14 protein-coding genes are annotated in these 20,620 nt (G+C 56.1%); 10 read left to right on the top strand and 4 right to left on the bottom strand.

What is annotated here, in order from left to right:
* Nucleotides 1-10: 10 nt before the first annotated feature.
* The 3 genes from hrpB (at nucleotide 11) to Pla100_RS07310 (ending at nucleotide 6,777) form a co-directional block, all read left to right on the top strand.
* The gene (gene hrpB / locus Pla100_RS07320) at nucleotides 11-2,638 is read left to right on the top strand and encodes an ATP-dependent helicase HrpB (protein ID WP_231602799.1); all 2,628 of its coding nucleotides are present in this window, start codon (nucleotides 11-13) and stop codon (nucleotides 2,636-2,638) included.
* A gap of 335 nt (nucleotides 2,639-2,973) precedes the next feature.
* On the top strand, nucleotides 2,974-4,677 hold the full coding sequence (locus Pla100_RS07315) for a sporulation stage II, protein E (protein ID WP_146577011.1): 1,704 nt from the start codon (nucleotides 2,974-2,976) through the stop codon (nucleotides 4,675-4,677).
* Between the two features lie 138 nt (nucleotides 4,678-4,815).
* On the top strand, nucleotides 4,816-6,777 hold the full coding sequence (locus tag Pla100_RS07310; RefSeq protein ID WP_146577010.1) for a redoxin domain-containing protein: 1,962 nt from the start codon (nucleotides 4,816-4,818) through the stop codon (nucleotides 6,775-6,777).
* Here the strand turns inward: Pla100_RS07310 and Pla100_RS07305 are convergent.
* Complete coding sequence (locus Pla100_RS07305; RefSeq protein ID WP_146577009.1) at nucleotides 6,758-8,557, bottom strand: divalent metal cation transporter; 1,800 nt, start codon at nucleotides 8,555-8,557, stop codon at nucleotides 6,758-6,760. The two genes, Pla100_RS07310 and Pla100_RS07305, sit on opposite strands and share 20 nt — an antisense overlap.
* Before the next feature lie 271 nt (nucleotides 8,558-8,828).
* Between Pla100_RS07305 and floA the strand changes: the two genes are divergently transcribed.
* Both floA and Pla100_RS07295 read left to right on the top strand, forming a co-directional pair.
* A complete protein-coding gene (gene floA, locus Pla100_RS07300) occupies nucleotides 8,829-9,800 on the top strand; it encodes a flotillin-like protein FloA (protein ID WP_146577335.1) in 972 nt (323 codons plus the stop codon).
* Nucleotides 9,801-9,838: 38 nt separating this feature from the next.
* Nucleotides 9,839-10,714, top strand: coding sequence for an alpha/beta hydrolase family protein (locus Pla100_RS07295; RefSeq protein WP_146577008.1), 876 nt, complete (start codon nucleotides 9,839-9,841; stop codon nucleotides 10,712-10,714).
* An 88-nt stretch (nucleotides 10,715-10,802) separates the two neighbouring features.
* Here the strand turns inward: Pla100_RS07295 and Pla100_RS07290 are convergent, their stop codons facing one another.
* Complete coding sequence (locus tag Pla100_RS07290) at nucleotides 10,803-11,285, bottom strand: hypothetical protein (protein WP_146577007.1); 483 nt, start codon at nucleotides 11,283-11,285, stop codon at nucleotides 10,803-10,805.
* A gap of 85 nt (nucleotides 11,286-11,370) precedes the next feature.
* On the opposite strand from Pla100_RS07290, the gene Pla100_RS07285 reads away from it, so the two are divergent.
* Nucleotides 11,371-12,405, top strand: a complete 1,035-nt coding sequence (locus tag Pla100_RS07285; RefSeq protein ID WP_231602798.1) for an alpha/beta hydrolase — start codon at nucleotides 11,371-11,373, stop codon at nucleotides 12,403-12,405.
* A 301-nt stretch (nucleotides 12,406-12,706) separates the two neighbouring features.
* On the opposite strand, the gene mscL is transcribed toward Pla100_RS07285, so the two are convergent.
* Nucleotides 12,707-13,174: a large conductance mechanosensitive channel protein MscL gene (mscL, locus tag Pla100_RS07280; RefSeq protein WP_146577006.1), complete on the bottom strand. Its 468-nt coding sequence runs from the start codon at nucleotides 13,172-13,174 to the stop codon at nucleotides 12,707-12,709.
* 278 nt (nucleotides 13,175-13,452) lie between these two features.
* On the opposite strand from mscL, the gene Pla100_RS07275 reads away from it, so the two are divergent.
* The 4 genes from Pla100_RS07275 to Pla100_RS07260 all read left to right on the top strand — a co-directional run bounded on the left by Pla100_RS07275 (nucleotide 13,453) and on the right by Pla100_RS07260 (nucleotide 18,845).
* Nucleotides 13,453-15,222, top strand: a complete 1,770-nt coding sequence (locus Pla100_RS07275; RefSeq protein WP_146577005.1) for a serine/threonine-protein kinase — start codon at nucleotides 13,453-13,455, stop codon at nucleotides 15,220-15,222.
* 224 nt (nucleotides 15,223-15,446) lie between these two features.
* Complete coding sequence (locus tag Pla100_RS07270; protein ID WP_146577004.1) at nucleotides 15,447-16,766, top strand: CpaF family protein; 1,320 nt, start codon at nucleotides 15,447-15,449, stop codon at nucleotides 16,764-16,766.
* Between the two features lie 52 nt (nucleotides 16,767-16,818).
* On the top strand, nucleotides 16,819-17,781 hold the full coding sequence (locus tag Pla100_RS07265; protein WP_146577003.1) for a type II secretion system F family protein: 963 nt from the start codon (nucleotides 16,819-16,821) through the stop codon (nucleotides 17,779-17,781).
* Nucleotides 17,782-17,852: 71 nt separating this feature from the next.
* A complete protein-coding gene (locus tag Pla100_RS07260) occupies nucleotides 17,853-18,845 on the top strand; it encodes a type II secretion system F family protein (protein ID WP_146577002.1) in 993 nt (330 codons plus the stop codon).
* A 643-nt stretch (nucleotides 18,846-19,488) separates the two neighbouring features.
* On the opposite strand, the gene Pla100_RS07255 is transcribed toward Pla100_RS07260, so the two are convergent.
* Nucleotides 19,489-20,055: a hypothetical protein gene (locus tag Pla100_RS07255; protein ID WP_146577001.1), complete on the bottom strand. Its 567-nt coding sequence runs from the start codon at nucleotides 20,053-20,055 to the stop codon at nucleotides 19,489-19,491.
* Nucleotides 20,056-20,620 lie beyond the last annotated feature (565 nt).

Raw genomic sequence — 20,620 nt, 5'->3', positions numbered from 1 at the left:
GAAATTCAGCTTGCCCCTGCCTATTGAAGTCATCATCGAGCCGCTGTGTACGGCGTTGAATCTCGGGCAAGCCGTCGTCCTTAAAGCACCCCCGGGGGCGGGCAAAACCACCGGCGTGCCACCGGCGATCCTCGGCCACGGTGGCGTTGATCAAGCCGCTGACGCCAAACAGATTTGGGTCATTCAACCGCGTCGACTCGCCGCCCGATCGGTGGCGTCGTGGCTGGCTCAACAACATGGTGAGTCGATCGGCCAAACTTACGGTTATCACGTGCGTTTGGACCGCAAAGAGTCCGCCGCCACCCGAGTAGTGCTGATGACAACGGGAATGTTCTTGCGACGGATGCAAACCGATCCGTTGTTGGAAAACGTCGGATGCGTCGTGTTGGATGAATTCCACGAACGCACACTCGATCTGGACGTGGCGTTGGCTCTGACCGCTCGTTTGCGCGCGACTTTGCGTGACGACTTGCGTTTGATTGTGATGTCGGCGACCTTGGATCCCAAACCGATCGCTGACTTTTTGGACGCACAAGCCGAACCGGACCAACCTCTTGCGATGTGTTTGGAATCCGAAGGCCGATCTTTTCCGGTCGAGACGATCTATCGTCCAAGTTCCTTGCACGACCGAATCGAAAATCGAATCTCCGAGGGCATTCGGGTCGCGCTCGAGCAAACCGATGGTCATGTGCTTGCTTTCTTGCCCGGCGTAGGTGAGATCGAACGTGCGAAGCGCGTTCTCGAGTCAATTGACTTGGCAAATTATGCGGCCATGGGGCGTCCCAGTGGACTCGCGATCCATACGCTTCACGGCGGACTCTCTCCTCAATTGCAAGACGCCGCGTTGCGGACACATGCCGGCCAGCGAAAGATCATCCTGACCACCAATATCGCCGAGACCTCCGTAACCGTCGAAGGCGTGACCGCCGTCGTCGATAGCGGTTTGGCGAAGACGTCAATCATGGATTCGCGACTCGGTTTGTCACGTTTGGAAGTCACGCCGATCTCGCAAGCCTCCGCCGATCAACGTGCCGGCCGCGCCGGCCGAACGGGCCCCGGTTTGTGCGTGCGATTGTGGGCGAAGGAAGCCACGTCGTCTCGGCCGTCCTACGACCGCCCGGAGATTCAACGAGATGATCTCAGCGGCATCGTTTTGTTGTTGGCCGGATTGGGCGAGAACGATCTGTCGACGATCCGTTGGCTGACGCCGCCTCCGGTGCATTCGTTGGTTGCAGCACATGACTTGCTACGGCAGCTCGGCGCGATCGATGCCGCCGGCCGGATCACCGCGATCGGACGATCGATGTCCTCCTTGCCGCTGCATCCGCGAATCGCCAAGTTTGTCATTGAGGCGTTGGGTCGACTTCCTGTCGCTGATGTGGCCATGGCTGCAGCGTTATTGAGTGAACGTGATCCATTGGAGAACCGTGATCGTTTGTCGTTGACGGAGAAGATTGATTTGGTGCGGAAGGATAAGTCACGCAGCGGATTAATTGAAACGATCCGTTCGGTCGCTCGCCAAATCGAACGAACGATCGGCGAACGGGAACCCGGAACCGATCGCGACGCCTCGCGAGGCACCGACGAAGATTCGGACTGGTCGCGAGCATTGTTGGCGGCATATCCCGATCGTGTCGTCCTGCGACGTAGCGACGACCCGGATCGAGGACGGATGGTCGGGGGCCGCGGCGTATTCGGATTGAAGCGATTCGACGCCACTGCGACCGGTGCGCCGTTGATGCTGTGCTACGACGTCGACGGTGGCGGCAAGGAGTCTCGAGTCCGGGCTGCGGTCACGATCGCGGAATCATGGTTGGACAAGGAAGCCATTGTCGAGGAAGTTCAAGTCGACTTCGACCCGGCCGGTCAATCGCTGCGATGTCGTAAGGTGCGTCAATATATCGATTTGATCTTGAACGAAACTCCTGCGAAGGTCGAGCCGAATTCTCAAACGCAAGCTTGTTTGTATCAAGCGGCATTGCAGGAGATTGAAACCGACGAGACTCTCGCGCGGATCGGTCCCAACTCGGCTTCGAATCGGGAAGAATCGGTGGCTGTGATCTTGCAACGTCTTGCGTTGGTGTGCCGCTCGGCACCTCCTTCAATGATCGATTCGCAGGCATCTGGCGATTTGCGGACAACTGCCGATTCGCAATCATCATTGGATCCGCAATCGATCCTTCGATCGGTCTTAATGGAACTGTGCGCCGGTCGCACCTCGTTTGCGGAACTTCGCAAGGCACCATGGAAAGATTATCTGGTTGGAGTGATCGGTTATGAACGATGGCAAATCGTCCAGCGAGAGGCACCGACGCACTTGACGTTGCCGAGCGGCAATCGTGCGGCCGTTCATTATGTTGCCGGCAAGCCGCCTTGGATCGAGGCGAAGATCCAAGAATGCTTCGGTTGGACGAGCACGCCACGAATTCTTTTCGGAAGAGTTAACGTGCAAATGCACTTGCTCGGTCCGAATCGACGCGCTCAACAAATCACTGAGGATTTGGCCAGTTTCTGGGCAACGACCTACGGCGAGATCCGCAAGGAACTGCGTCGCAGGTACCCGAAGCATTTCTGGCCGGAAGATCCGTTAGCGGCCAAAGCCACCGTCAATGGGCTCAAGCCACGTGACGTCGTATAGCCGTGTCCCACCGTTTATTCCGGATGCGCCATCGCCCCGGTGATCTTGGTGAAGTTTAACGGATGATCGACTCAGCGAAGCCGGGCCGGTTTGCCGAACTTTGAGGTACGCGGCCGTTGGCGGGTGTCGATCGGATTCGATCGGCTAGCTGATGGAACAAGGGAATGTGCGAATGATGTTTCATCGTCCGTTACGCGTTTCGTCGGTTTCCATCAAGCTACTCGTGTCGAGCTGCTCTTATTGTGTCAACACCTCCTCCTTCTTACCTCAAGCTTCTGCGTCCCGAGAATTCCTGCCACGAATCATCTCACGGCGAACGAGCCTTTAGTGACGTCATGACCAAGATGCAAACCACCATCGACGAAGCGTTCTTGTTGGAGGATTCGTGCGACCCCACCGAAGTCGTCGCAAGTTTTTGGCGAGCCTATTCCGACGCCACCGGGTTGAGAATCGATCCGGGCACACCGATCGATCCGGTGGACGAGCGTCGAACGCCGTTTGCGGTCACACCGAATCAGGCACAGGGGCTCGCCCAAGCAGCGACCCTGCTTGCCGATCAGTTGCAGCGACAACATCATCTCATGACTTCACAGCAGGCCGAATTGGCGGCAAGAGCGGCCGTCATCGCTTCGCAATCGTCAAGGGTTCATTGTGTCGATCAGGTTTCGCGAGTGTTGGCCGATGCGACCATGGCGACCGGCACCCAAGCCGCCGCCGTATACATGCTTGATGAGCCCACCGAGGTCCTGGCGACCCGGTTTGTGTTTGGGTTGTCGCCGCTCAAACGGCTAGGATCAGTGAGACCGCTGCGTGGGGCCCGGGGCGATCTCGAAGCGATGATCCAAGGAATCGTCGCTGTCAACGACCTGCGCGCCGGTGGGATGGATCTTTATCGATCACCTGAACCGTTCGCATCTGGCATCTGTTTATGCTTGGGAGATATCGAGTTGCCGATCGGGACGATGTGGTTGTTCGGCAAAGAGATTGCCGAGTTCCAAGATTGGCATACGGCATCGGCTCGCCTCGCCGCCTCGCACGTGGCCCAAACGATCATCGCTGCGGGAGCCGCTGACGCCACCCCTTCAACACGTTTGAGCGTCGCCATGCCGGGCGATTTTGAACTCGAAGCGTCGGCAGAAGACAATCGCCAAGTATACGAGTACGACGATGTCCGTATCAACGCGACGGCGGTCGATCCCCGCCCGGCGAGGGTGAACTTCCCGAAACCAACTTTGGCGGATTGGACGAATCAGTTGTCCGATTGGCAGCATGACACGCTTCCGATCGGCGAACGACTCGCGCCGCAGTGGTCGATCGACGCGATGATCGAATCGCCGTTGGCGATCGCACAGAGTTGGCATCATTGGGATGTTTTACCCGACGGGGTGCTTTCGATGTCGATCTGTCAACACGACCGGGGCGATGTCGGTCCGATGAACATGACATCCACACTCGATGCCACCGTCGCACGGGCCGCCTTGCAAGCACACGCGTGTTATCGACACACACCCGGTGACGCCGTCATGCGAGTACTCGCGACCATGTTGCAGGTCCGCGACGGAGCCTTCGATGAGAATGGGGAACCCAACTTGTCGTTGATGTACGCACATACCGATCCCGAAACGGGGCACTGTGAGATCGCTTCGGTCGGTGATTGGTCCACGTTGGTCGTTTCCAAATACGGGTTTCGCCCCGTCGGAATGGGATCCGCCAATCGATTGCGTCCCGACGAGTTCATGGGGCGTCAATCGGTTGAGATTCGCGATACCGTATTGCAACCCGGCGAAGTCTTAATGGTGACCGGTCACGATTGGATGGGCGTGAAGGAAGACGATTCCTTGCCGGCCGACACCCGCAGCCAATCGGCACAAAACCGAATCGGTTCGGCCGTTCAAAAAGCATTGCGAGAATCAAATCGCAGTCCTCTGGCGGCGGTCCGCCGAATGTTGGCCAATGCCCCGTTGACGACCGAACGAACAGCCATCGCATTGCATTTCGACCAAGCTGATGAACCGAGCCAGTGCGTGCCGATCCAGTAGATCGTGACAACAACGAAAGAACTCATCAAATTCCCGAACTGACCTTGATTCGAAAACGTCTTTGCAGGAATGATCGGGGCTGTCGTCTAAGTACCGCTTCGGCACTCACCTCCACAGCCACGAAAGTATCACCCAGCGATGGACGTTCCGACTGTCAGCTATTTATCGTTACCCGCAAGACACGGTCGTCTGCGGGCTCACTCGACCTGGTGCCTTTTTTCAGTCCTTATTTCGTGCTGTGCCACTCCGAGTTGGGCCGCACCGCCCTCGGCGAAGGCTGCTTTGGGGCTCAAACCGGTTCAGTCAGACGTTGAGTACCAAATCGTCGACGACGCACAAGCTGATCGCTGCACGGTACGCGACATCGAACGCAAGGACTGGTCGGGTTGGGAAGTCGTCGCCGCCGACGGTTCGATGCTCCGCCGGTTCGCCGACACCAATGGTGACAAAAAGATCGACCTTTGGAGCTATTTTCTCTACGGCGTCGAGGTCTATCGCGACGTTGACGCGAATTTTAACGGGAAAGCCGACCAGTACCGCTGGATGGCTACCGGCGGAACACGCTGGGGACTTGATACAAACGAAGACGGCCAAATCGATCGCTGGAAAATGATTTCGGCCGAGGAAGCGACTAAAGAACTCGTCGCCGCACTGGCATCGCAAGACGCCAACCGCTTCGCGATTCTTTTGGCCACGCCGAGCGAGCTGAAATCGGCAGGCGTTTCGGAAGACTTACTCGAATCGCTTGTCCGCAAAGCATCGCGGGCCGCGTCCACCTTCAAGAGTTTCGCCGATTCACAAAAAGTGATCGGCCAGGAAACGAAATGGTTACAATTCGCGTCGGCCGTCCCGGGCGTGGTGCCCGCCGGTGAGAACGGATTCGAAAAGGACGTGATCGCTTACGAAAACGCCGTCGCAATGTTCGACGGTGGCAAACAGGCTGCGTCGGGGCAACTGATGGTCGGAACGATCGTTCGCATCGACGACGCCTGGAAACTGATCGATCTGCCCGTCGTTTCCGAAGTGGGCGAACCGATCGCTCAAAGCGGCGGGACGTTCTTCTCACCCAACGGAATAACATCCGGTCCCGCGTCCGAATCGAGCGTGGGCGATACTCAAACACAAGAACTTGTCGCCGCCCTCGAATCAATCGACGGCAAGCTGGCTCGGGCCACCGACGCGAAGGAAGTCGCGGTCTTGAACGAGCGTCGCGCCGACGTCGTGGAAAAGCTCGTCACTTCAGCTGCGACCTCCGAAGAACGCGACACATGGACTCGCCAATTGGTCGACACGGTCAGTGTCGCCGTTCAAAGCGGAGCGTATCCCGATGGACTCGCTCGTTTGCAAAAACTGGCGACGTCACTGGCACAAATGAAAGGCACCCAAAGCGAAGCCTTGCGGGCATACACCGAGTATCAGCTCATCGGTACCGAGTACATCGCACGTCAAAGCCCAGACGCCGATTTTGCCAAGATTCAAGAATGGTGGTTGGGCGAACTCAACGATTTTGCCGACCGATATCCCAAAGCCCGCGAAACCGCGCAGGCGAAATTGCAACTCGGACTGAGTAAGGAATTCGAAGACCAAGAAACCGAAGCACTCGGATACTACAAAGAAGTCGTTCGCGATTTCCGAGGCACCGACGAAGCCGAACGCGCCGCCGGAGCGGTTCGCCGTTTGGAATCGGTCGGCAAAGAAGTCGAGTTGGAAGGCCAGACCATCCAAGGCAAGCCGTTTCAACTCTCGCAATTGCGCGGCCGCCCGGTTGTGCTGCATTACTGGGCGACGTGGTGCGAACCATGCAAACAAGACATGAAACGACTGCGTGGTTTGCAAGCCCGCTATCAAAAAGCCGGCTTGCAATTGGTCGGCGTGAACATCGACAACAGTCGTGAACAGGCGATCGAATTCCTGCGTGAAACCTCGCTGCCTTGGACTCAGCTTTACGAAGACGGAGGGCTCGAGGGCAGCCCCCTGTCACGTCAGTTTGGTGTGCAAACGTTGCCGACGATGATGTTGATCGATTCCAAAGGACGCGTCGTTCGTCATAACGTCCGCGAAGCGGAACTCGAAGACGCGATCAACGAGTTGTTGAAGTAGAACCGGTATCCCGCCGTACGAAAAAGCCCGCGATGACTGCGATCGTGTAAACGATCAAAATGGTCAGCACGGTGGGAAACGCGGCGGGGTTTTCTTGATCGATCGCCTTGTCATACATGGCGGTCGCGGCAGCGGCGGTCGCACCGAGCACCGCCAAGCCCATCAAGATATTCCACACCAAGCGGCTGCCGCCGGTCGGACGTTCGTCCCCCAGGATCCGGTCGCTGTTCATCATCAAGAAGAACGTCACGTACGCGATCGGCAACAACATCGCCGCGAACGTACTCGCGAAGATTGCCAACCAAAATCGTGTCGCGTCATCGGTCCACAGCCACACCCAGCTCGCCCCGGACATTCCGGCGACCAAGACACCGGTGATGAACAACGCCTGACTGTCCGGTCTGCCGAACATTTCGCGGAACGCGTATCCGTTGATCAACATCAAGATGATGATCGTCGAGAACCCCATCCCGAATACACCCAACCCGAACACCAACTTGGCATTGCCTTCGCCCAAGAGTGGCGCGAGCGTTTGTGACAACTGAAACGCGTTCCGTTTCACCAGTGCCGACGCAAGTCGTTTTTCATCTTCGGGTAACGCCGCCACCATCGCCAACTTGGCCTCCTCGCTCGTCGTTGCCGCTGCGTCACCGAGCGTCGAATCGACTCGAGCAGTCAAGCTATTGCGGACATCTTTGAATGTGGGCGATTGCTGCATCACGACCGGGTCGGTGGACGCGAGTTGATCGTCGATTCGATTGTGGAACGATGCCGCTGCGGCAATCACGACGCAACTTGTCACCAATACGAACGGAATCGCCATCCCGGTCGACAAGTCGAATCGCGCCAAACCTCGGAACGGCTTGTCCCAACCTCGCGCAAGCATTGAATAGGGCAACAGAAACGTCATATTGATCCCGACGGCCGTCGCGATCGCCGCGATCATTACGTTTCGTTGTGTTCCCATCAACTTCGTTCGCCAAAACGATTCGCCTTCGGGCGACAACCCGTCGACTAAGCCTCGAAGTTCGCCCGCCGGAGAAAGGAACTGCGAGAAGTCAGGAATCATCCCAGCGATCACCGCTCCCACGTTCACTTCGCCTTTGGCAAACAAAAGGATCGCGACGCCGAAAAAACAAATTACGACCATCCCGATGAGCGCCTTCAGGAAACGATCAAAGAACTTGGCCGCTTTGCCTTGTTTGATATTGAGCAAAACGATGAAACCGGCGGCAAACAGCAAGGCCGCCGTCACAGTCCACTTTGCCGCAGCGGATCCGCCAAGTCCGTCACCGCCTCCAAGCGTCGAAAGGTTTTTATCCAGCGCGTCATAGCAAAGGCTGAACTGCGGCATACAAAAAATCATGTTCGCCATCACCGTCGCAATCAACCATCCCCAACCCAACGCCGGATTGATCTCCGAGTTGATCGCTTCGAACGGACGCCGACCGGTCGACAGCGTCACGTAGCTGATCGCCGAGAGCATCACGACGCCCAAGATGATCGCGACGATCTGCAACCACAGCATCGACGTTCCGCCCAATACGCCCAGGAATAGTGACCCGGCGAGTGATCCACCACCGAGCGTAATCGCGCTTTGCAACCAACCCGGTCCGGATAACTTGACATACGCACCGAGTGTCTTGCCTTCGGCTTGCGCTTTACGAAGCAGTTCCCGGTCGGCGAGAACTTTCTCGCTGATCACCGGCTGACCAGGCGCGATCGGATTGTCAGCGGGAGTCGTGATGTCGTTGTCAAAATCGTCGGAATTAGCAGCCATTGAGGGTCAAATGGTGTGGGGGTGGGAGTGAAAGAGGAGGTCGAATGATAGCAGGTTCGCGAACGAAGTGGGAATGGACTGGCTCCACGCAGGGGTGACGATCGGGTAAGATGTCCTGCCGGTATCGCTTGCCGCGATCCGCCGCCGGTCACAGACATTCGCCATTGCTGGCACCTGACCTTCCTTCTTGCAAAAGATTCACCACGTGTTTCATTCGCTTATCGTCGCACAAGGCTTTCCGCTTCCCGAACAGGAACCGTCGGATTACGGGATCGTCATCATTGTCGCGTTCCTGGTCGTGCTATTTGCCGCCTTGATTTTGGGATTCTTCTTCGTCAAGTACGGCAAGCTGTGGTTCCAAGCGTTCATGTCCGACGCGGACGTGAAATTGGTCAACCTCATTCGAATGCATTTCACCAAGGTCAATCCGAATGTCATCGTCCAAGCTAAGGTGATGGCGGCACAGGCAAAACTCGACATCGGACGCGACTCGGGAATCAGCACCCATCGGTTGGAAGCCCACTACCTCGCTGGTGGAAACGTGATGAACGTGATTCACGCCATCATTGCCGCTCACCGTGCGCAGATCGCATTGGATTTTGACCAGGCTGCCGCAATCGATCTGGCCGGCCGCGACGTGCTCGACGCCGTTCAAACAAGTGTGTATCCCAAAGTTATTGACTGCCCCGATCCAAAACGCAGCGGCAAAACAACGCTCAGCGCGATCACCAAGAACGGGATCGAGCTTCGCGTTCGCGCACGCGTCACCGTTCGCACCAACATCAAACAGCTCATCGGCGGGGCTACCGAAGACACCATCATCGCTCGTGTCGGTGAAGCCATCATCAGTTCGATCGGGTCGGCCGCGTCGCATTTCGACGTGCTGGAGAACCCCGACATGATTACGAAGGTTGTTTTGTCGCGGGCACTCGATGCCCAGACCGCTTTTGAAATCGTTTCGATCGATATCGCCGATATCGACGTCGGTGAAAACATCGGGGCCCGTTTGCAGAGCGATCAAGCGGAAGCCGATACCCGCGTCGCGCGAGCCAAAGCCGAGCGTCGCCGCGCCGAGGCGATCGCCCAAGAACAACAAATGAAAGCCCGGGTGTCCGAAAACCGATCTCGGTTGGTTTTGGCCGAAGCCGAAGTCCCCAAGGCCATGGCCGAAGCGTTCTTGGCAGGTCGAATCATCAACCCGAATGATGAAAAGAATAATGAGCATCGCGAGTTGAATCGATGACGCATTTTGCAAGTGCCCGCGATGCTCACGTAACTCCCATGACAACAACCTATCACCGACGATCCTATCGAGTCGAATTCGACGGCGGCAGCGGGTTCCGGCTGGCCGGGATCGTCGATCGACCGTCGATCGATCCCAATGATGTTGTCGATGGCCCCTTGCCCGACGGTGTGCCGACCGTCGTTTTTAGCCATTGCTTCACGTGCAGCAAAGATCTCAAAGCGATCACCCGCATTTCACGTCGACTAGCCGAACTCGGCGTGGCCGTACTGAGATTCGATATGACGGGGCTTGGCGGTAGCAGCGGTGATTTTTCTCGAACCAGTTTCTCCACCAATCTAGCGGACTTGTCCGCCGCTATTACGTTTGCCACCGATTCGCTCGGTCCCGTCGGTGGTTTAATCGGACATAGTTTCGGAGGTGCCGCGTCACTCGGTGTCGCCGCAGGGATCCCGCATTCCGGAAGCAACCGCTTGAGCGAGCCGATGCGGTCGCGGATTGCTGCGGTGGTCACGATCGCCGCCCCGAGCGATACACAACACCTCGCAACGCTCCTCGAAACGATGAATCCGGCGATCGCCACCGAAGGGATCGGCGAGGTCTCGATCGGCGGTCGAAGCTGGACGATTCGCAAGGAAATGACCGCCGATTTTCGCTCTCATCGCTTGGCCGATTCACTCAACCAAATCCGATGCCCGGTGCTTGCGTTCCATTCCCCCGTCGATCAAACCGTCAGTTTCGATCACGCGTTGCGGATCGCGGGTTTGATCCACGATCCCGACGGCATGCCCGCTTGCAGCATCATCGCATTGCCCCGGGCGGACCATTTATTTGTCAACGAACCACGCGATGCGATTTTCGTCGCCGAAACTTCCGCCGCATTCTTGCGTCGTTATGCTCAGAACGTGTTTTAAAAAGGGGTCTGACCCTCTCCGGCGAGGCCAAAAACCCAATGAAATCGATTCGCCTCCAAAGGGTCAGACCCCTTTTTAAAACACGTTCTCAGGCATAACGGGTTAGATCGACGGACGGGTATCCTTCGTAGAAACGACGGATGAAATGCCGTCCACGCCACTGTGGCATGTGCCGTTCCCAGCCTTGGCGTTGCAACAAACGGTCGCTGATCCGTGCGTTCGTGACGTGAGCGACGATCGCCGCACTCTGTCGTCGTTTGGCGATCTCGTTGAGGATATGACACGCCCCGATGAAGGTGCGGTACCGTGTTTGTTGGCCCGAACGGATGTAGTCAAGCGTGATGAACTGCGGCAAACCACGAGGGATGTGATAATCCAAATAACAAACATCGCCGCGAATCCGCCCGCGTTCGGATTCCCACCAAACCTGGGCGATCGAAACCGGACTGGACCACAAATGTCGCTCGACCGAAACCAGTTTGCCGTGTTCCATCACGATCCGTCCGCAACGGATGCGAGCGATCGCATCATCGTCACGGTCAAAGTCGGTGTAGCGGTTGCGGCAAAACATTCCGGAGACATCCCCCATTCTTGAACGGCCGAAATGGACCTTAAACAACGGATTGAACTCTACCACGCGATGGTAAATCGTTAGGATGAAACGACCATCTTTCCAATTGAAACCACCCGCGAACGATTCCATGCTGACCGAACCATCCCCCCATCCCGCACAAACAGCCGAGACAGCGATAGAAACTGAGATGGCGACGACCGCGACAACACTGGGGACGGATCCAGGTCGCCAGCCCAAGTCTCGTCCAAGTATTCAGTGGCGAATTTTCCGGACGGCTTCATTCCTGGTCTTCGTTTACCTCTGCGTCTGCGCGGCCTTGGTTTATTGGGAGCCACGTTTGGTGTTTCCCGGAGCGTACTTCGACGCGATTCCATTGATGGACCCGAACCGATTCACCCCTGATGAGCCTATCGTCGGGACGGTATCGCCATTTGAGTACACGACCACCGACGGCAGTGCTTTATTTGGACGAATTTACGTTCGTGATGATGCCGAGCGAGTTGTCCTGTTCTTGCACGGCAACGGGATTCGGGCGATCGAGATGGACGGATGGACGCGGCGTTTGTCCGATGTGCTCGACGCCACCGTCCTGACGGCCGAGTATCGCGGTTTTCAGGCGTCTGCTTTCACGCCGACCCAAGAAAGTTGCATCGAAGACGCCGTTTCCGCGATGGACGCGTTGTCGGAGGCGACAGGTACGCCCGTCGAAAAAATTCTGGTTTACGGCCGCTCGCTCGGCGGAGGAATCGCGGCCGGGTTGATCGATGAGTTGGTCAAGCGAAAGACGCCGCCGAAATCAATCGTCTTGGACCGCACCTTCGACAGCGTCGCCGAGGCGGGATCGGACATGTTTTGGTTCCTGCCGGTGAAAGTCTTGATGCACAATCACTTTGACAGCGTCGCGCATTTGAACCAATACCAAGGCAACGTGGTTCAAATCCACGGAGCCCCCGATCGCATCGTGCCGATGAAGAACGGACGAGCCCTTTACGAATCACTCACAACGCCAACGAAAGTCTGGATCGAGGTGCCCGACATGCGCCACAACGACCGGATTTCGCTGGAATCCCTGCGTCGAATCCGATCAGAGTTGGAAAGATTAGAAACCTCATCGTAGGCTGGGTCGCAGCCGCTTCGGCGGAGACCCGGCAATCCCCTTTCGAGAGCCGGTGGCTACACTTCGCAAGTTTGTGCACCAATGCCCTTAGCCACGGGCCTCGAAGAGCTAAATTCTCACAGCGGTGCCCGCATCTAGCTGGCTGTTAATTTAGTCGTAACCCGCTGCGTAAGCGAGGGATGAGTCAATATCAATTATCCCTCGCTGACGCAGCGGATTATGATAAACCAATGCCACAGGCAAAAGCGCAGCTTCAAAAGTCACGCGTCGGGTTGCGATTCAAACAAAACGCCCCAATCCGTTAAGACGACTTCTGCAACGCGTCACGGATATCGCGGAGCAATTTAATATCCTCCGGCGGTTCGGCGGCTTCTTGTTCTTCGGGCTCGCCGTCCATTCTCGCTCGAGCGATGTTGATTAATTTGATCGCGACGAACAACGCCATCGCAATTAGCAAGAACTCGAATACCGTCTGCACAAATGGCCCATAATTAAGGACAGGATAATCTTGCACCACCATGCCGGCGCCCTCGCCTTCGATCACCTTCCCGGCGTCATCAAGCTTCGGAGATTCGGTTTCAATTTTTAAAGCCGCTTCCTTGAAATTGACGCCGAATTTGGCCGTCAACAAATTGATCGGTGGCATGATTAAGTTATCAACCATCGACGCCACGATCTTGCCGAACGCCCCTCCGATCACCACACCCACGGCCAAGTCGACCACGCTACCTTTAAGGGCGAACTCTTTAAACTCTTTCACCAAACTCATCTTCAAACTCCAATGCTTGTGAGGGGGCTGAACACTCGTGCGGGTATGATAACGCGAAGAATTCTTCACGCGAGCAGGGGTAGGACCGTCAATCGCAAGTATCGTGGAAACTCCTGCGGTCGGGCCGCCCGGAACGTCATATGTCAATCAGGCGGATCGATCGAACGGACTATCGCGCGGTCGAATCGATGACGTGACGGGATGGGTGTCGTCAATGTCGCGTCTTTGATCAGGCGTTGTAACAAACAAAACGACTACATAATGGTACAATCCGACGGATGAGTGAACCGACGACCAACCTCCGACCGCGTGCGCGCAATGACGCATCGCAAAACGATTCGACCGAACCGTCGCCGAATGAGGTGTCGCTGGAATCGGTCTTGGCTGAATTCATCGAGAGAACCGAGCGGGGAGAAAAGATCGAACCTCATGAGTTCATCGCCCAGCATCCAGAGCACACCGATGGCTTAAGGAGCTTTCTCGCTAATCACCAGTGGATGCACCCGAGCGAATCAGACATCTGCCCTTCTTTGGTGGGTGAATGCTTAGATGATTTTCACTTGGAACGCGAGATCGCTCGAGGCGGAATGGGGGTAGTTTATGAGGCGACTCAAAGGAGTCTCCGGCGACGCGTTGCCGTTAAGCTGATCAGCGACGGCGTCCTCGCCGATGACGAATTGCGGATGCGGTTTCGTATCGAAGCCGAAGCCGCCGCGGTGCTTTCGCATCCGAACATTTTGGCGATTCACGCGATCGGTCGTTGGCGTGGAATGGATTATTTCGTCATGCCGCTGGTAAGCGGTCGATCCTTGCAAGCCGACGTAATCGAACAACGCAATCGGCTCGAACAGAACACCGCCGCGGTTGCATCGACGAGCGGATGCGTCGACCTAAAAACATCTATCTGTGCTGCGGTCACGACGGCGCGGGACATCGCACGCGGGGTCGCCTACGCTCACCGACGCGGTATCATTCATCGGGATCTCAAACCGGACAACGTGCTAATCGACGAGGACGGCCAAGCCAAAATCGTCGACTTCGGCTTGGCCAAGTGGCATCGGGATGAACCGCAATTGACTCAGGACGGCCAAGTACTCGGAACGCCGCACTACATGAGTCCCGAACAAGCACGCGGTGAATCCGACGTCACGGCGGCTACGGACATCTATTCCATCGGCGGCATCTTGTTCGCGTTACTCACCGGAAGCCCTCCGCACAAAGGGGATTCGGTGGCCGCCGTGCTCGCCAATGTGCTTTCGGACGACCCGCCCTCGCTACGGTTGGCCTGGCCCGGTGGGATGCCGCGGATTCCAGAACTTGTCGATCTGGAAAGCGTGATCGCGCGAGCGATGGCTCCCGACCGGACTGCGCGATACCGCACCGCCGACGAACTAGCCGATGACCTTGATCGGGTATTGTTAGGCGAGCCGACGTTGGCGGGCCCAGACGGCATCGTCGAAAAAATGGCCCGCGAGCTTTATCGCGATCAGCACCAAGCAGCGTTTTCGAATTGGGGGCGCGCCCTCCAGCGGATCGGTTGGGTCGTCTTCGTCACGCATCTGGGTATGTTCGCCATTTCCCAGGGAATGACCGACGAGACTCGGTCGGCGATGTCCGCATCGGCCTGGACCGTCGCGGCGTTGTCGGGCTACTTCGTCCCGCGGTTATTCATGCTGGTGGGCATCGGCTTGATCATTCATCACTCGCGAGACGGGTTATGGATGCCACGCGGAATTGCCGAACGGCCGGTGTGGTCCATTTGGTTAGGGTATTTGGCGACGTTAACGTTCGTGAATGTTCTGTGGGCGGTGGGTTATTTTGATCATCTCGATGTGATGGTACTTGCCAGTCTGACGAGCGGGTTTGCTTTCCTCGCCATGGCCGGGCATCTTTGGGGTGGCAATGCTATCTTGGGCGGAATGTTCTTGTCGGTGGCCGGTGCGTGTGTTGCATTGCCCGTCCTTGCCCCATTGTTTTTAGGAACGGCTTGGTTGGTCGCCATGTTGGTATTGGGGCACCGTTATCGCCAGAGTAACGTTCAAGCGTGACAAAGTAATAATCAGGGCTAGGTTTGATTTTCATTCGCCGCTCGCTCGACCGCGTTGCCGGCGGCACAACCGACGCGACCCGATCGACCGATTTAAGTTGCCTCGCCGTCATATTATTGCACGTGCATTGACGTCAATCGGGTTGCATTCATGGCTTGTGTCACAAATCGCGGTCTACCTTTACGTGAGTCAATTTAGACATCTCGTAAAGGATTTCACCGGTCATGCGTCAAAACTCAGCTACCCTTCGCCCCGATAATACACGTCAAGAACAGTTTGAAGAAATCAAACGCCGGATCCACGGCAAGCTGGTTGATAAGCTGGACCTGTCGCGGGTTGGAGATCTGCAAGGCGATACGCTCAAACGCGAAATCCGGATGGTCGTCGAGCATCTCTGCGATGCCGAAGACACATTGCTCAACCGCCAAGAACGCGAACGAATTGTCGACGAGGTGTTGGACGAAACGTTCGGGCTGGGGCCATTGGAACTGATTTTAAAAGACCCCAAGGTCAGTGACATCTTGATCAACGGGCCCAAGAACATCTACGTCGAAAAAAACGGCCAGATGCAAAAGACCGACGTGGAATTCCGCGACGGTAAGCATCTCTTACAAATCATCGACCGAATCGTGAGCAAGGTGGGTCGACGCGTCGATGAGACCTGTCCGATGGTCGACGCTCGTTTGGAAGATGGTTCTCGGGTCAACGCGATCATTCCGCCGCTGGCTCTCGACGGAGCGGCGGTTTCGATTCGCCGCTTCGGTAGCAATCCATTGAAGCTCGAGGACTTGCTGAACTATCGCGCCTTCACGCCTGAGATGGTGATGTTGCTCGAGGGCTGCATCAAGGCACGCCTGAACATGATCATCGCCGGGGGAACCGGCTCAGGTAAAACGACGTTGCTCAATACCCTGTCGTCGTTCATCGGCCATGATGATCGAATCGTGACGATCGAAGACGCGGCCGAATTGCAATTACAACAAGACCATGTGGTTCGCTTGGAAACTCGCCCGCCGAATATCGAAGGCAGCGGTGCGGTTACCGCGACCGACTTGGTCAAGAACGCCCTGCGGATGCGTCCCGAACGGATCATCATCGGCGAATGTCGTGGTGGCGAAACCTTGGACATGCTTCAAGCGATGAACACGGGCCACGACGGATCCTTGACGACGGTTCACGCCAACACGCCTCGCGATGCAATCGCTCGTTTGGAAACACTCGTCATGATGGCCGGATACGATTTGCCGGTAAAAGCGATTCGTCAACAGATCTCCGGCGCGGTCGATGTTCTGATCCAAGCCAACCGGTTGCAAGGTGGTCCTCGTCGGGTCACGGCGATCACCGAGGTCGTCGGGATGGAACAAGACACCGTCGTGTTGCAGGACATTTATCGCTATCGCCAAATCGGCATCAACGAACAAGGCAAAGCATACGGCGTTTTCGAATGCCCAGGCGTTCGTCCGGGATTCATGAGCAAGCTGGAAGCGGCCGGCGTTCGATTGCCCAGCAGTGCTTTCCGCGAACGCGTGATGATGGAAGCCTAAGCAAGCCTCTCATCGTTTCCAGTCTCCCACTTTACACTTCAAACTTTGCACCATGTCCTCCTTCATCATCATCGCTGCCGTCGGCATCTTTGTCGCATCGATCGTTGCGTTCGCATCGTCGATGCTTATGGCAACCGAAGAGACGACGGCGACCGAAGACCGATTGACCCAACTCGCATCGAAGAAAACCGGTGCGACGGAGAAGAAGCAGTCGCTGCTGTTGGTGGACGAAAGTGAGGGGGCCGGACAGCTTGTCAAAAAGCTCCTTGAGAACGTACCGGCTGTTCACAAGTATCTCGAGCAAGCCGATATCGGTATCTCGGTCATGCAGTTTTTCGGTCTCTGCGGGATCGGCTTCCTGTTCGGCTTCGCGTTGTGTGTGATCTCGCCGCTACCCATTTTGTTGGGCCCGATCGTCGGAGCGGCGGTGGGAGTGTTGCCGTTTGGTTACGTGCTACATAAACGCAAGAAACGTTTGGCAAAATTCGGGCAACAGATTCCCGAAGCCTTGGAATTGCTCGGGCGATCACTCCGTGCCGGACACTCGCTTCAGGCGGGATTCGGCTTGGTCGGCGAAGAAATGGAACCGCCGCTGGCAACCGAATTCAAGCGTTGCTTCGAAGAGCAAAAGTTCGGCATCCCGCTGGACGAATCGATCGAAGATATGGCCGAGCGTGTTCCCAATATGGATATCCGGTTTTTCGCCACCGCCGTGATCTTGCAACGACAAACGGGCGGTGACTTGAGCGAAATTCTTGACAAGATCGGCCATTTAGTTCGGGAACGACTTCAGATCCTTGGACAGATTCAAGCGCTCACGGGCGAAGGACGAATGAGCGGCGCGGTGCTGCTCGCGTTGCCTCCCGTTCTGTTCTTGACAATGCTCAAGCTCAACTACGAATACGTCATCACCTTGTTTACCGATCCGATGGGCCAATACATGCTCGGTGCCGCCATCGTGACTCAAATTCTCGGTGCCTTGGTGATTAAGAAAATCATCACGATCAAAGTCTAGTTCCACACGGCATTCGCGCGCCGACTTCACTCGTTCATCGTTCATCGTCATCCCAAAGCCCCCTTCGTTCCATGTTGATCCTCATTGCCGAAGCCGCCTCCTCGGGCATGTTCAATATGACCGTCATTACCCCGATCGCCATGTTCTTGGGCGTGGGATCGGTAGCTTGGTTGGTCATGAATCAATTCAGTGGGGGCGACCACGCCGACACCGAATCGCGCCTAGAACGATTGAAGAACCCCAAACGTGGCGGGCGTACGATCGAGGCGGAAGAAAAAGCAAGAACCAAAAACGAGGCATTGACCGCGGCACTCGAAAAGGCTGCCAACCCTTTGGCGAATTCCGTCGCCGGCAACGAAGCCGAGATGTCCAAGCTGCGCGAGAAACTCGTCAACGCAGGATTTCGACGTGAACATTCGCCGGTCGTTTTCAAGATGATTCAGTTGGTTTGCACCGGAATCGGATTGTTCTTCGGGGGCGTGTTCGGGATTATTTTCGACGGGCTCAGCGAGGGACTGTTGATCAAATTGTTCGGCGGCATGATCGTTGGCTTCGGCTTGCCCTCGTTCGTGCTCAGTTATCTGGCGAGTAAACGACGCGAGTCGATCTTTCTCGGACTGCCCGATGCCCTCGACCTGATGGTCGTTTGTGTCGAAGCCGGTTTGGGCATGGACCAAGCCCTTCGCAAGGTTTCCGAGGAGATGAAGAAAAGCCATAAGAACGTCGGCGAAGAGTTCAATATCGCAAACCAACAACTGCAATTCGGACGTCCGCGATCGGAAGTTCTGCAAGCCCTTGGTTACCGCAGCGGAGTGGATGACCTGAAACAACTCGCATCGATCTTGATCCAAGCGGATAAGTTCGGATCGAGTGTCGCGACCGCCCTGCGGGTTCAAAGCGATTCGATGCGAACCAAACGCCGTCAGATCGCAGAAGAGAAAGCCGCCAAGACGGCCGTGAAGATGATCTTCCCGCTAGTGATCTTTATCTTCCCTGGCATTTTCGTCGTGTTGGTCGGCCCCGCCGCGATCACCATGTGGCGTCAACTGCTCAGCCAGCCATAAAGCGTGTTTCATCAAGACTCAGTTTCAGCTTAAGAGCCTATCCGAAAAGGGGTCTGACCCTCTCCGGCGAAACCAGAAAAGCAACGAAAATTGACTCGCCTCCAAAGGGGCAGACCCCTTTTCGGATAGGCCCTAAGAAGGCTAGGCCGCAAACATACAAGCCCGACGCGCAAGTTTTTAAAGTTGCGTTTTTTCCTGTGGCATTGGTTTTTCGTAACCCGCTGCGTAAGTTTTGAAGTTGCGTTTTTTTCGTAACCCGCTGCGTAAGCGAGGGATAATTGATATTGACTCATCCCTCGCTTACGCGTCGGGTTACGATAAACCAATGCCACAGGCAAAAGCGCAACTTCAAAAAGCGTAAGCGAGGGATCCCCTGTAGTCGGTTAAAAACGAATTCCCTCGCTCGCCGGTCTGTTGATTTAATCGTTTAACGGCAAGCCGCAGGCGACAGAGTTTTAAAACGCAAACGCCTGCGGCTTGCCGTTAAACGAAAACGCCCAAACGTGCACTCAATCAACACGCCGTCGCGCGTCGGGCTTGTATCAATTGCGTTCATAAAACACCAAAAGCTGCGATAACTGATGTAGCGAAACTCGCCAAGAGTTTCGGCCTGCACTGCCGCTCGCCGAACGCCTTGTGACCATCAATTCTTGGGCGCAAGTGTCGCCGAGCCGAACATCTTTTTGCCTAACGGGTTTGTCCCGGAAAAGGCTAACGCGATCCCACCATTTCGCACGGTGCCACGCATGAATAGCTTTGCCCGTCCGATCATAGGGGTTTCGAGGACGATCAGTCCGTCGCCACTGCGAGGGGCTTTGCCGGTCACTGGAAATTCGATTTTTTCGCCGCTTGGAGATTCGGTGGCGACCCCTCCCTCGAGCTTTTCTCCGTCACGTTTCGAGATCGACAGGGCCCACCGAGATGTCTTTTGGTTGCCAAAGACCGTCGATACCCCCGCCCAAACGACGCCGGTCGCGAACTGATCTTTCGTCGGGACGTCCTCGTTTCCTTCGGCCTGTTTCAGTTTGGCGTTCTCTCGACGCAGGGCCTCACACTCGTCTTGTAGTTTTTCAAGTTGTTCTTCGGCAAGTTGTAGCTTCAGACTCAGCAGCTCGATCTGACTCGTCATGGTTTCGGAATCCGACTCTTGAGAGTAACCCTGGCTCATGACGGCAAACACGACCATTACAGTCAGCAACAATCTTTGCATTGGAAATCCTTAAGGTTGAAAGCTAAGGGTTGAAAGCGAATGAGGGACGATCGATCTGCGACCGATCGCAACGCTGACTAGGCGATGAACGTCAATTTGAGAACGGCAGTGCCAGCTGCACTCATCGTAATGTCGTCGTAACGGCAGAATCAAGCAACCGCATTGGGGAACTGGGTAAGATACGCTCGGTTTACCCAAGCTCCGGATTGTTTTGGTGCTAGCGATCATTCGGGGTCGATAACTTTTTCCGTTGACACTCATTCGACGGAAAAGGATACCGATGTCTCAGAAACACAATTTCATTCTGCCACAAAACTGGTCGGCACCGGTCCGACCCGTGGCGATCAGCCTACTGACCTTCGCGTTCACTTCACCGTTGCTCGGCCAAGGCGTCTGCGATGATCCGGTTTGCGGCGTCGAAGTCAGTTGTGGGGCAGAGGTTACATGTGGCTGTGAAGTCGCATGTACCCACGAGCCCGTATGCGGATGCGAGGCCCAGCATCATGCATCTCCCGATTGTGGCTGTGAAAGCCCATGTTCTTGCGAACCAGCTTGCGGTTTGGAG

Source organism: Neorhodopirellula pilleata (assembly GCF_007859915.1).
GTDB classification, from domain to species: domain Bacteria; phylum Planctomycetota; class Planctomycetia; order Pirellulales; family Pirellulaceae; genus Rhodopirellula; species Rhodopirellula pilleata.
Note: the sequence above shows the minus strand (reverse complement) of the source record. Positions and strands in the feature narration are given on the sequence as shown.

Coding starts and splice junctions, on each gene's coding strand:
- Pla100_RS07315 (WP_146577011.1), top strand. CDS start 2,974: ATGACCAAGATGCAAACCACCATCGACGAAGCGTTCTTGTTGGAGGAT.
- Pla100_RS07310 (WP_146577010.1), top strand. CDS start 4,816: ATGGACGTTCCGACTGTCAGCTATTTATCGTTACCCGCAAGACACGGT.
- Pla100_RS07305 (WP_146577009.1), bottom strand. CDS start 8,557: ATGGCTGCTAATTCCGACGATTTTGACAACGACATCACGACTCCCGCT.
- Pla100_RS07295 (WP_146577008.1), top strand. CDS start 9,839: ATGACAACAACCTATCACCGACGATCCTATCGAGTCGAATTCGACGGC.
- Pla100_RS07290 (WP_146577007.1), bottom strand. CDS start 11,285: ATGTTTTGCCGCAACCGCTACACCGACTTTGACCGTGACGATGATGCG.
- Pla100_RS07285 (WP_231602798.1), top strand. CDS start 11,371: ATGAAACGACCATCTTTCCAATTGAAACCACCCGCGAACGATTCCATG.
- mscL (WP_146577006.1), bottom strand. CDS start 13,174: ATGAGTTTGGTGAAAGAGTTTAAAGAGTTCGCCCTTAAAGGTAGCGTG.
- Pla100_RS07275 (WP_146577005.1), top strand. CDS start 13,453: ATGAGTGAACCGACGACCAACCTCCGACCGCGTGCGCGCAATGACGCA.
- Pla100_RS07270 (WP_146577004.1), top strand. CDS start 15,447: ATGCGTCAAAACTCAGCTACCCTTCGCCCCGATAATACACGTCAAGAA.
- Pla100_RS07265 (WP_146577003.1), top strand. CDS start 16,819: ATGTCCTCCTTCATCATCATCGCTGCCGTCGGCATCTTTGTCGCATCG.
- Pla100_RS07260 (WP_146577002.1), top strand. CDS start 17,853: ATGTTGATCCTCATTGCCGAAGCCGCCTCCTCGGGCATGTTCAATATG.
- Pla100_RS07255 (WP_146577001.1), bottom strand. CDS start 20,055: ATGCAAAGATTGTTGCTGACTGTAATGGTCGTGTTTGCCGTCATGAGC.